Genomic DNA, 12,651 nt, shown 5'->3' with positions numbered 1-12,651 from the left:
CAGGACTTTTCAATGGCACGTTTTTTTATTGACCGCCCAATTTTTGCATGGGTGATCGCGCTGTTCATCATGGTGCTGGGTACTGTTGCGATCAAGCAGTTGCCGATCGCCCAATATCCATCCGTGGCGCCGCCCGCGATCGTCGTCAACGTCACCTACCCGGGTGCGTCGGCGCAGACTCTGGAGGATTCCGTCATCTCGATTATCGAACGCGAGATGAACGGTGCCCAAGGCATGATCTACATGGAATCGACCAGCCAAGCCAACGGCACTGGCTCGATTACCATTTCCTTCGAGACCGGCACCGATCCGGAACTGGCCCAGGTTGACGTCCAGAACCGCCTGTCGCGCGCGACCCCGCGCCTGCCGCCGGCGGTAACGCAGCAAGGTGTGCGCGTCGACAAGTCGCGCTCGAACTTCCTGCTGTTTACCATCCTGTCGTCGGATGACCCGAAGATGGACAATATTGCCCTGGGCGACTATGCCTCGCGCAATGTGCTGCCTGAAATCCAGCGTATTACCGGTGTTGGCCAGGCTCAGCTGTTCGGTACCGAAAAGGCGATGCGCATCTGGATCGACCCGACCAAGCTGGTCGGCTACAACCTGTCGCCAGCCGACGTCACGAGCGCGATCTCGCAGCAGAATGCCCAGGTCGCATCGGGCACGATCGGCGATTTGCCGATCACGCAGGGGCAACAGATCAGCGCCACCGTCATCGTGACGGGCCAGCTGTCGAACGTCGAACAGTTCGGCAACATCGTGCTGCGCGCCAATCAGGACGGCTCGACCGTGCGCCTGAAAGACGTCGCACGCATCGAAGTCGGCGGCCAGTCCTATGCCACCTCGGCGCGCCTGAACGGCAAGCCATCAGCCGGTATCGGCGTGCAGCTGGCGCCAGCCGGTAACGCCCTTGAAACCGCCAATCTGATCAAGGCCCGCATGGCCGAACTGCAGAAGCTGTTCCCGGCCGGTGTGAAGTACTCGATCCCTTACGACTCCACCACCTTCATCTCGATTTCGATCGAGCAAGTGGTGCACACGCTGATCGAAGCGATCGTGCTGGTGTTCCTGGTGATGTACCTGTTCCTGCAGAACTTCCGCTATACGCTGATCCCGACCATCGTGGTGCCAATCGCACTGCTGGGCTCGTTCGCCTGCCTGCTGGCGATGGGCTTCTCGATCAACGTGCTGACCATGTTCGGCATGGTGCTGGTGATTGGTATCGTCGTCGATGATGCCATTGTGGTGGTCGAGAACGTCGAGCGCATCATGAGCGAAGAAGGTCTGCCGCCGCTCGAAGCGACGCGCAAGGCAATGGGCCAGATCTCCGGCGCCATCATCGGCGTGACCGTGGTCCTGATCGCCGTGTTCGTCCCGCTGGCCTTCTTCGCTGGCGCGGTCGGCAACATCTACCGCCAGTTCTCGGTGGTCATGGTCACCTCGATTGCCTTCTCGGCCTTCCTGGCGCTGTCCTTGACCCCGGCGCTGTGCGCGCACCTGTTGAAACCCGTCGAAGCCGGTCACCACAATGACAAGAAGGGCTTCTTCGGCTGGTTCAACCGCAAGTTCACCACCGGTGCCAAGAAATACGAAGGCTTCGTCGGCGCCCTGATGAAGCGTGCCGGCCGCTGGATGGTCGTGTTTGCCGTGCTGGTCGTCGTGGTTGGCGTGATGTTCACGCGCCTGCCGAATTCGTTCCTGCCGAACGAAGACCAGGGCTATGTGATCGCCAACGTCCAGCTGCCGCCAGGCGCGACGGCCGAACGTACCGGCGCCGTCATGCATGCAATGGAAGAGTTCGTGATGAAGCAGCCGGAAACGGCGAACATCGTGGCCCTGACCGGCTTCTCGTTCTCGGGCCAGGGCCAGAACATGGGTCTGGCGTTCATCCCGATGAAGGCATGGGACGAGCGCAAGGGTGACGGCCAGGACGCGCAAGCGTTCGCAGGGCGCATCATGGGCCACATGGGCGCGCTGCGCGACTCGTTCATCTTCGTGGTGAGCCCGCCGCCAATCCCGGAACTGGGTACCGGCACCGGCTTCTCGTTCCGCCTGCAGGATCGTGCCGGCAACGGCCACGCCGCCCTGCTGGCCGCGCGTAACCAGATGCTGGGCATGGCGTCGCAGAGCAAGGTCCTGACGGGCATGCGTCCGGAAGGCCTGGAAGATGCGCCGCAGCTCAAGCTGAACATCAACCGCGACAAGGCGCAAGCGCTGGGCGTGACCTTCGCTGCGATCAATACCGCGCTGTCGACGTCGATGGGTTCGTCGTATGTCAACGACTTCCCGAACGCCGGCCGCCTGCAGCGCGTGATCGTGCAGGCCGATGCGCCCCAGCGTATGCAGCCGGACGACCTTCTGCGCATCAACGCGATGAATACCCAGGGCCAGCCGGTGCCGCTGTCGTCGTTCGCGACGACCGAATGGACCACCGGCCCGATGCAAACCAACCGCTACAACGGCTATCCTGCGATGAAACTGACCGGCGAACCGGCACCGGGTTATTCGAGCGGCGAAGCGCTGGACGAGATGCAGCGTCTGGCAGAACGCCTGCCGGCTGGTTTCTCGTACGAGTGGACCGGCCAGTCGCGCGAAGAACTGCTTTCGGGCTCGACCGTGTTCATCCTGATCGGCTTCGCGCTGCTGGCCGTGTTCCTGGCCCTGGCCGCGCTGTATGAAAGCTGGACCATCCCGGTGGCCGTGCTGCTCGTGGTACCGCTGGGTATTCTTGGCTCGCTGCTGGCGGCCAATATGCGGGGCTTGTCGAACGACGTCTACTTCAAGGTCGGCCTGATCACCATCATTGGCCTGGCGGCGAAGAACGCGATTCTGATCGTCGAATTCGCCAAGGATCTGCAAGCCGAAGGCAAGTCACCGTTCGACGCGGCGCTTGAAGCGGCCCACCTGCGCTTCCGCCCGATTATCATGACCTCGCTCGCGTTCATCCTCGGCGTGCTGCCACTGGTACTGGCCGGCGGCGCCGGTTCGGCATCGCAGCGCGCGATCGGTACCGGCGTGATGGGCGGTATGATTACGGCGACCGTGCTCGGTGTGATCTTCGTGCCGGTGTTCTTCGTCGTGATCCGCACGCTCTTCAAGGGCAGCGAGCGCCAGAACAAGATGTACGCCCATGCGCAGGAAAAACAGCATGAGCTCGAGAAACAGGAACGGCAGGCCGCAGAACAAGGGAAACAAGTATGATTAAACACATCAAACTGATCGTCACGCCATTGGCGTTGTCGATGGCACTGGCCGGCTGCATGTCGCTGGCACCGGACTATGAGCGCCCTGTCGCTCCGGTGGCGAGCGCCTTCCCGGCAGTGCCACAGGCCGCCACGGCATCGACCAGCCCGGTGATCGCCCAGGCGCCGGCCGCGGTCGCGTGGCAGCAGTTCTTTGCCGATCCGCGCCTGCGTCAGCTGATCGACCAGGCACTGGTGAACAACCGTGATCTGCGCATCGCCATTGCCAACATCGAGCAGGCCCGTGCGCAGTACCGCATCACGCGCGCCGACCGCCTGCCATCGGTGGGCCTGGGCGTCAGCGGTAGCCGCCAGACCGTTGGCAAGGACGAGCCGATCAACAGCACCTACCAGGCCGGCCTGCAAGTCACGTCGTTCGAACTCGACCTGTTCGGGCGGGTGCGCAACCTGTCCGAGGCCGCGCTGGCGCAATACCTGGCCACCGAGGAAGCGCGCAAGACCACGCAGATCAGCCTGATCGCATCGGTTGCCAACGCCTACCTGCAACTGCTGGCCGACGAAGAACTGCTGCGCATCACGCAAGACACGCTCAAGACGCGCCAGGATTCGGACCGCCTGACGCAGTTGCGCTTCGAGAACGGCGTCGCATCGCGCCTGGATATCCAGCAATCGCGTTCGCTCGTCGAAACGGCCCTGGCCACGCTGGCGCAGCAACAGCGCTTCCGCGCCCAGGACATCAACCTGCTGACGCTGCTGGTCGGCCAGCCGCTGCCGGCCGACGTCTCGACCGGCGCCACGCTGGCCAAGACCGAACTGCCCGACCTGCCGGCCGGCCTGCCATCGGACCTGCTGGCCAACCGTCCGGACATCCGTGCGGCCGAGCAGGAACTGATCGCGGCCAACGCCAACATCGGCGCGGCGCGCGCGAACTTCTTCCCGCGCATCTCGCTGACGGGCAGCGCCGGCAGCGCCAGCACCGAGCTGTCGGGCCTGTTCGAGAGCGGCACCTGGGGCTGGTCGTTCGCACCACAGGCAATCCTGCCGATCTTCGACTATGGCCGCAACACCGCCACGCTGGGCGCGGCCCGTGCCCAGCGCGACATCGCCGTGGCGCGCTACGAGCAATCGATCCAGACGGCATTCCGCGAAGTGGCGGACGCCCTGGCCGGCCAGGCGACGTACAGCGAACAGCTGCGCGCGCAGGCAGCCGTGACCGAAGCCGAAGCCGACCGCTTCAACCTGTCCGACCTGCGTTTCCGCAGCGGCGCAGCCAGCCAGCTCGACCTGCTCGACGCACAGCGTTCGCTGTTCCAGTCGCAGCAGTTGTCGGTTCAGGCCAATCTGCTGCGTCTGCAGAACCAGGTCGCGTTGTATCGCGTGCTTGGCGGCGGCTGGGTGGAACCGGCGGCGCAAGCTGATGGGACGCCGGTGGCGGCGAGGTAAGTTGCGACGCTGCTGACTTGAACGAAAACCGGGCCTGCGTGGCCCGGTTTTTTTTCGTGTGAAGGTTGGCGCAGGTGACATGGCTGCAGGGCTTGGGCTAGCTGTGGGTGAAGGTCGCGATGGTCGAGATTAACGTAGCGCCGCAGCTGGTCTTATGGCCGTTATAGGCAACTGGATTGCCATTTATCGTGTACATGGGCTCGCCCTCAACAATAGTGCCGTCACCGTGGATCGGGCATGCACATTTGTCGCCAATGCAGGCGACGGCGATGCCTCCAACGGTGAAAGGCGTAGCAGCGACGGCAGTGACCTTGCCGCCGTGGCTGGTAGGATCGTTTAGGCGGATGACGTTAGGAATGGCTGTCTTTTGATTTGTGGATATCTTCGCAAAGACCATCGATTTCATCTGCTATATAAGACGGTGGGGAATAGGCTACCAATTGCCATTCAGTTTGAGCAACACGGTAGACGTCACCGATAAGTGTCCTGAGAAAACTCTTATGGCCCGTCACGATCACTGGCGGTATTTTTTCCCCCTCGCTGAATATACGATATCGCTCCCCCTCGACCCTTCGCTTGTCAAGGCATTGCCATTGCCCCGTTTGCGGGCATATGTTACCTGATTGAATTGTAGTTCCCAGCGGTGCTTTTTGACTTAGCTCTTTGGTCAGGGTTGCATCGCTTGGCTGGCGTATGCCGATAGACGGCACCAATCTGTCCCAGAGGGCCATGGCTTCGTCATCTGTAAGGGTGGGCTTGATCTTGGCTTTCGTGTCATCCTTCACGCCAGAATCGAGTCGAATATCCAGCAAAGGATGCAGCGCGTTGTTTGCCTCACCAACGCTGAAAAACCGGAATTCATGTGCATCTGTATCATTCTTGTAAGCCGGTCGCCTGGTGAGAATTTCTTCACCATGCCAGACTCCCAGTTGACGGGATCCTTCTCGTAGCATTTTTATGCTAGAGAAAAAGTTGCCTAATCCAAGATTGGCAGCATGTTCTTTCGCTTGTTGCCGCAGCCGCCCCGGAGCACTGTCCTCTTGCAAATAATCATGGTTTTTGCGTGCTTCGATGGAAATTCGGACATCTGGAATCTCTTTTAGATAAATACCTATAGCACTATTTTCGTATTCTGCATCAACTTCTAAAAAGCCTCCTTCAACGCACACTCCCATTCCTGCAGGAATTTCATTCTCAGAGCGGGAGCTGAGATGGCCAGCAATTTTATTTATTAATGAAATATTGTCTTCGCTGGGCATTGCACTGCTGATGTAATGAATAAAAAGGTCATTTTTTATTGGGATATAAGAATGAATCGAGTAACTTACTGAGCTTTTCGCCCCGAAAACAATTTTCTGACCTGGGATGATGCCATCAATGACCTCTCCAATTTTTGGCAGCTTGGCGAGTGAGTAATCTGCCAAGTAGCTTTTTTCCAATTTGACTTCTTGCAAACGTGAATTTACTAATGTAGAAATATTTGAAGATTGATCGGGATAAAATTGTATATTTCCATCAACTGAAATAGGCCCGTAGATGACAGATGCACCCTTCGGAATTTTCACGCGCAAGCGCCCAAAACACACCATATGTGTATGCTCAAATATTTTATCTATTTTCTTAGATGCCGGCATCACTTTGCCCTCTCTTCCGTTGATGATTATAATAACTACCAATACCGCCATTGTAAAAATCAACCATGCAACAGAATGAGAAATAAGCCTTTTCATCATTTATCCCATTTCATCGTTGAAATTATTTTAAATAGGCAATATAAAGTTGACGCCAATACGACAGGATTCGAGTAGCTGCCCTGATGCTCGTAGCCTTGCTGTCTGAATACACCTTTAAATTTTCTACTTAAAAGCTGTGCATCTGCTGAATGCGACGGCACGGTTTGATCGCCAGGGGCATCTGGACCAAGCATCTCGACACTTAAAAAATTAACCTTTCTGACATCTTCTGGTGCTTTCAGATCGACCAGACTAAGACTTCCTTTTCGATTGTCTTCCACAATCTTTAAAGAATCAATATTTTTTGAATCGACCACGTCATCAACCTTCCAAGTCACTTTGTGCCAAGCTTTTCTATCGGGATCCACCCCATAGTGAGCGTAACTCTGATTGTGATAGGTATTTTCAATACTAGCGTGGAAGCTCTTAGCGTCGTCCAATAAATTCAAAGTCTTGTGAATTCCAACCCCTATCGCACCTGCCGGATTGACCCATCGTTCTCGGAACAAACTAAACCATTTCGCTCTTACTTTATAAATTTCCTCGTATGGGCACTGGACAGGCCAGCTTTTCAATATTTTCTTTTCATCTCGAAATTCCAGCCAATGAGCTCCGTAAAACTGATTTGGAAGCAACTCTAAGGCACCTTGAGCATTCGCAAGCACTGCAGTTACATCTTGTGCGTTATCTCCCAAAACCCCTGCTGTTATTCTTTCTGTCGGCGCTGCCCATTCTCCCTCAACGCCACAACGCATTCGCTTGTAAGCTGCCCCGGCACCCAGGGCAGGCATAACTCCGTGAACGACGCCCAATATTTTATCGTTCGCGTTTCCAATAGCAGGGTGAATAACTGCGCGTGCGACTATCCCTCCCATCGAATGTGTTAGAAGAATGACTTTTTCACATTCAAATCCTTCACTTTTATACTTATCAATCAAAGTATTGATTTTTTTTGCAATAACGACACCAGATTCAAAATTTCCTTTAAGCCAGTTGTAACCCATTGCATGTACTGGAAACCAACACCCTTTAACAGCGTCTCGCATAGAACTCTCATCAAGAGGGGGCATAATAATACTCGGATCTGCCTGCCACTTTTTTGGGTCGATTTTTAGAATATTGGTCTGCAAATAAAGATCCATTACTCCGCAGGAAAATGCAGATTGAGCTTACTCTCACAGACTTCAAGAAGTTTTTGATAACTTCCAAAATATATCTCTCCCCAGCCTCGCTCTCGAGCTTTTTGATGCTGGTTACGGCGATTTTCAGTCCCCGGCAAATCTGGCTGTAGTAAGGGCCCATCGAGTCTGCTCCAACCTCTATATCCTCGGGTATACGTTACGCTTTGATTGCGCGAGTCCGAACTTTCTTCAAGGCTCCCGGTCGTGTTTTTCAAAGGATCGTAGGTGTCAACTTCGGTGTTCTCTGGATCTAGACGCAGTTGCCTCTTGATTGGACTATCGTTGTATTGCTTCACAGTCACACTCGAATTATCTGGCCGCCAGGATATATTATGCGTCCCGTGGAGCTCTTTCTGGCGGGTCTCCGTCATTCTCAGGTTTGATCCCATAATTCCCGGTATAAACACGATAGGCAAAACCCGCTTGGGCGGAATTTTTTGAACTTGTGGAATTTTGTCCTGTTTAGGCGTGACGAAACCTTGAGAAATTTTTCCTTGTTTTTTCTCGGGATTGATTGGCAGCTTGTATCCATTTTTACTTGGAACAATCGTCATCGCATATCTTTCTTGATTCTTGCTACTGATAGCATCCATGTGACATCCAATACTGACTCACACCTTTACTATAGTTAGTCGTCGATGGCTTCAATCCTATATTGGGCAAACGGGATATCAGACGAAAAGTGCTGAGTCACTCCATCTGCATTTGTACGCCCTTCCAATACCTGAGCATCTTCAACAGTAACTCGGTAACGTTGCTCTGCTAATGGCTCACCGGTAGACAAATCAACCAATCGAACATGCTGATCGTATTGAACATCACTTTCATACATTTGCGTCGAATGCATCTCGCCATCCCCTGCACCTGAAAATTCTGCTTTAGCCGACTTGACCATAAAACTTCCCGTGCATTGATGCGTAATCGCTCCATCCCCAAAGGCCGCCTGCGCGCCCTGCGTCACCACTGTCACTTTCGGGGCCTGCAAAACAATCTCCTCCGTTGCAGTGAGAACGATCCTTTTCGCTGACGTGATCTCGACGTTGTCATCCTGTGCAACAAGCTCTACCTTCCCGCTTGCCGCAACAAGTCTGGTTCCGAGCGAATGCGCGAATAGACTGATCCCCTGCAATGCATGCAGCATCAGCTTGCGCCCCGCAGATACCTGGGTATTCCGAACGCTGACCAGATCGACATGCGTCTGCGCCCCAATCGTGACGCCAGCCTGACTGCCAACCAGCACGCCTGCTGGCGCTTCAATGGCGACAATGGGCGCACCCGTCCCTGCCGCAGCTTGCCCTGCCGTGTTGCTGCCCTGCTCCCACTGTTCCAGATGCGACTTCATTTGCGACAGCGACTCCCCTTCCACCGCATCTGTTTCATGGGTCTCGGCCAACTCGGCCAACTGCTTTTGTATGGTAACCAGCGCCTCGGCCAGTCCAGTCAAGCCATCCCGATCCAGCTGCCTTCCCGCCGCCCGCAGCGACGCATCCGCGCTGATCAGGACGCCTTGACCACCGCGCAACGCCAATGCTGCATCTGTGCGCAATTCCGCGCCTTCGCCGCGCGGCTCGGCGGCGCCGTCACAACGTGGCTGCGTGAGATAACCAAGATTGAGTTGGCTGTGATCGTGCTCGCTCCCGATCTGCGCACTGATTTGTCCCGGCGTATCGTCCATGCGCAGTTGATTCGCGCGTCCCCCCTCCGCCTCGCGACTCACGATTCCAGATAAATGCTTATCCCCAGGCAGAACGCTGCTACGGCTGAAGGACGGGGACGGCGTGCGGTATCCATGGACGCTGCCAATCACGAGCGGCTTATCCGGGTCGCCGCCCAAAAATACGACGACAACTTCATCGCCTGCGCGCGGCAGCGAGATTGCGCCATAGCGGTTACCCGCCCAACCGGTCGCAACACGCACCCACGCCGAATCCCGGTCGCTGTCCGATGTGCCGGCACCTTTGGCATGCTCATGGTCTTGTGCGCGACACGCAGGAAATCGCAGCTTGATTCTTCCCATTGCGTCGCAAAAAATCTCTTGATTCGCAGGTCCGACAACGATGGCGGTTTGCGGCGCCGTGCGCGGAAGATCGATGCGTGGATCGAAGGCAGGCACGATTGGAATGCCGCGTCGTACGCAAGTGAATCGATTGGTATAGCGTACGCCCCGCTCGGCGCTGGCGCGCACCAGTTCGCTGCTCCAGCGATTCAGTGCGAATAACCGGCCAGCGCGTTCATTCAGGGTCGTGGGCAGGTTGTTTTCGGCCTCCACCCGCAATTCGGTGCAGACAAATTCACGCTGCGCTTCCGGATACGAATCGATTTCGCGGTGCCCGCTTATGCTGCGCCACTGCCCGACGCGCATGTCGCGGTCGCCGCTTTCTCCCTCGAAGAACTTGGCCTCATACTCTTTGCGCTGGATGCGCGCAAGGCCCAGATAGCGATAGTCATCCGAACTGTCGCCAACGTGCGGCGAGTCGATCAGGTAGTCATCAAGCGAGGATGCGAACCGGTTGCCTGACTCGCCCTGATTTGCCAGACTCGTATCCTGGCTGCTCATCGACCATGCATACCGATAGTTCCAGCTCTGGCGTTCAACGCGCCCGGCAGTCAGCTTGCGCACCGCATGCCAGGCAGTGATGCTATCGCGTTGCTCGGTGGCGTGGTCGCGGTGGTAGCGTGCCGGGCCGGCTGGATTCTGTTCCAGCGCGTTCGGCTGGTCAAACAGCACGAGCGTATGAACAGGCGTGTTGTCGCTTCCCCGTTCATTCGAAGCTCCGGCGCGGATAAACCACGCAATGCCGCGCCGTTTCCACAGACGGCGCAGAAAGGCGGCATTCGACTCGTTATATTGCATGGTAAATTCGCGGGCTGGATATGCCTTCAGCCCACTGAGGTCGAAGCGAAATGCGGCGCTGGCAATGGGGTTGGATTGGCACCACTCATGCAGCATGATCCTGGTGATGTCGACCTCGTTGCGGTTGCGAAACACCCGCGTGTTGCAGGTCTCTTCCAACAGAGAAATCGCGTCACGGACGATCAATTGGTAAGTGGCCAGCCCCCCATCGCTCTGCCCCTCCGTCACACCGCCGACGATACCGCAGACGCTGCGCAGCGATCCGGTATCGGTCACGAATTGCAGCTCGACCGGATTGGCAATGAACGCCTTCAACGCCAGCCCTGCCCTCAGACATACGCATTGCAGCGCATATTCGATCCCGCCGCACATTGTCTCGACCCCGCTCACATACTTCACCAGCAGCAGGTCGTCGACGATGCCATTGGCGCCCGATAGACGGAGGCGTATGGCGCGTTTCGTATCCGACAATCCCATGACGCTCGCAGCAAGTTGATCGAGTTTCACTGTCTTCGCCTCATGATGACCACCGCAGATAACACGGCAACGCCCGATCTTAGCGATGCGAAACTGTAGCGAAATTGATGATGCGCAATGTGCCAGCGGTCATGGTCCCCGCTGTGGCGCCGACGCCGCAGCGCGTTGTAGCGCGGCATTGCCCTGGCGAGCTTGCGATCGTGCCGGCGACGCTGACAATCGACACACAAGGTGAACGAAAACCGGGCCTGCGTGGCCCGGTTTTTTTGCTCGTGACCTTTGTCAGGTCGCGAGCACACTGCCCTGTCATTGTCAGTGCGGCGAATGCAGGCCCGCATTGGTTTGCGCAAACAGACTGTTGCCACCCGCTGCCAGATCGGCTGCGCGGTCCAATATCCGCGACGATGCAAAGTGTGCCAGCGATGCCGCAGACGTGGGCCAGAGTGCTGCCTTGAAACGTGTCTTGGATACCCACTCATAGCAGACACTGTCACTCTGGTTGCCGCCGAGAATACGATAAGCGTCGTCGTCTTCGCCGGTATAAAAGCCGACGTGCCCTTTACCGCTTTGTTCACTGATACGCCAGAAGACCATGACTGCACCGTAGCGGGGTGACATTTTCTGGCCAAACCTTTCCCACGCGCGAGCGCGCAATAACGTCGTCGGCAAGATTTCCTCCGGCAGCGTACTGCCGATGCAGTGCCCGACGAACAAACCACACCATGGAACCTCGTCACCGGGATAATGGATATCGAGGTCGTCGGCCCAGTCAAGGATGACGGGATTATGCAGATCGCCCATGAATTCCATCGTATTAATCAATCTCGTTGCCTCGGCCATCCAGGGCAGCTCATCAGGAATGATGTGCTGGTTGTTAGCCACACCCTGGAACAAGGCTTTATGCGACTTCGGCCCGAGAATGCCATCGACCTGAAGCCCTCTCGACTCCTGAAACGCGCGCAACGCCGCGATGGTGCGCCGCCCCCATATGCCATCCAGTGGGCCCGGGTCGAAACTCAGTTTGCGCAGTTGTGTTTGCACTTCCAGAATATTGGTACTAGTGGCCATGTCCGCTCCTAAGTTGCTGATGACAACGTCGCGCCATTGCGACGAACAGGCCAGGAAGCAAGATTCATCCTCCTTGCAGACCCAGCCGCTTACCGAAGGAAATCAGAGAATACCAACCAAGAGTACATCAAAGTCCATGCAATATTCATAAGTCGATGTGCAAAAAATATTAATTACGGCCGAAATATGATGCGGATTTTTGCTATGCCACAGCCGTAACGTCGTGCTGGCGCAAAGCAGACTTGATGGATTGTGGGTACCTCGTTGTAGCGCGGAATTGCCCTCACCCAGCGACGCAGAATTTGACATGTTTGGCTACACTGGCTGCATTGATTGCCGACAACGCGCCGCACCGCGCCATGTGACGCCATGCGACCGCTCTTCACATCACATTGGAAAGTCATGCTTGCGCTGTTGCTTGCGATGTCGCTCGCGATCGCGCTGGCGACGCAGAGCGTCGACACCCGGTCCGACGCCGCGTCCCTGGCGGCGCGCCTGCAGGCACATGCCCGGGCGCTCGCGCCGGACGCACCACGCAGCCCGATGCAGCACGTCGCCACATCGCTGCGGCGCGATGGTTATGCGCTGCACCGGCAGCGGCAGCGGCAGCGGCAGCGGCAGCGGCAGCGGCAGCGGCAGCGGCAGCGGCAGCGGCAGCGGCAGCGGCAGCGGCAGCGGCAGCGGCAGCGGCA

General features: G+C 57.0%; 9 protein-coding genes. 2 read left to right on the top strand and 7 right to left on the bottom strand.

The window, feature by feature from the left end; genetic code table 11:
- The first annotated feature begins 12 nt into the window (after nt 1-12).
- Together RCH14_RS04930 and RCH14_RS04925 are read left to right on the top strand one after the other, a co-directional pair.
- Complete coding sequence (locus RCH14_RS04930) at nt 13-3,201, top strand: efflux RND transporter permease subunit (RefSeq protein ID WP_343025055.1); 3,189 nt, start codon at nt 13-15, stop codon at nt 3,199-3,201.
- On the top strand, nt 3,198-4,646 hold the full coding sequence (locus RCH14_RS04925; protein WP_343025054.1) for an efflux transporter outer membrane subunit: 1,449 nt from the start codon (nt 3,198-3,200) through the stop codon (nt 4,644-4,646). The genes RCH14_RS04930 and RCH14_RS04925 overlap by 4 nt, the downstream gene beginning before the upstream one ends.
- Before the next feature lie 97 nt (nt 4,647-4,743).
- Here the strand turns inward: RCH14_RS04925 and RCH14_RS04920 are convergent, their stop codons facing one another.
- The 7 genes from RCH14_RS04920 to RCH14_RS04890 form a co-directional block, all read right to left on the bottom strand.
- Nucleotides 4,744-5,043, bottom strand: a complete 300-nt coding sequence (locus RCH14_RS04920; protein ID WP_343025053.1) for a PAAR domain-containing protein — start codon at nt 5,041-5,043, stop codon at nt 4,744-4,746.
- The gene (locus tag RCH14_RS04915; RefSeq protein ID WP_343025052.1) at nt 4,997-6,379 is read right to left on the bottom strand and encodes a T6SS immunity protein Tli4 family protein; all 1,383 of its coding nucleotides are present in this window, start codon (nt 6,377-6,379) and stop codon (nt 4,997-4,999) included. Before RCH14_RS04915 ends, RCH14_RS04920 begins: the two co-directional genes overlap by 47 nt.
- Nucleotides 6,376-7,509, bottom strand: a complete 1,134-nt coding sequence (locus tag RCH14_RS04910) for a hypothetical protein (protein ID WP_343025051.1) — start codon at nt 7,507-7,509, stop codon at nt 6,376-6,378. The genes RCH14_RS04915 and RCH14_RS04910 overlap by 4 nt, the downstream gene beginning before the upstream one ends.
- 11 nt (nt 7,510-7,520) lie before the next feature.
- Nucleotides 7,521-8,153, bottom strand: coding sequence for a hypothetical protein (locus RCH14_RS04905; protein ID WP_343025050.1), 633 nt, complete (start codon nt 8,151-8,153; stop codon nt 7,521-7,523).
- 35 nt (nt 8,154-8,188) lie between these two features.
- A complete protein-coding gene (locus tag RCH14_RS04900) occupies nt 8,189-10,921 on the bottom strand; it encodes a type VI secretion system Vgr family protein (protein ID WP_343025049.1) in 2,733 nt (910 codons plus the stop codon).
- Nucleotides 10,922-11,203: 282 nt separating this feature from the next.
- Nucleotides 11,204-11,959: a TIGR02594 family protein gene (locus RCH14_RS04895; protein ID WP_343025048.1), complete on the bottom strand. Its 756-nt coding sequence runs from the start codon at nt 11,957-11,959 to the stop codon at nt 11,204-11,206.
- Nucleotides 11,960-12,346: 387 nt separating this feature from the next.
- A partial coding sequence (locus RCH14_RS04890) for a hypothetical protein (protein ID WP_343025047.1) occupies nt 12,347-12,651 on the bottom strand: 305 nt, incomplete at its 5' end.

The sequence above is a fragment of the Massilia sp. MP_M2 genome (genome assembly GCF_039123635.1).
Taxonomy (GTDB): Bacteria; Pseudomonadota; Gammaproteobacteria; order Burkholderiales; family Burkholderiaceae_D; genus Telluria.
This window is presented reverse-complemented; position numbering and strand designations above follow the sequence as displayed.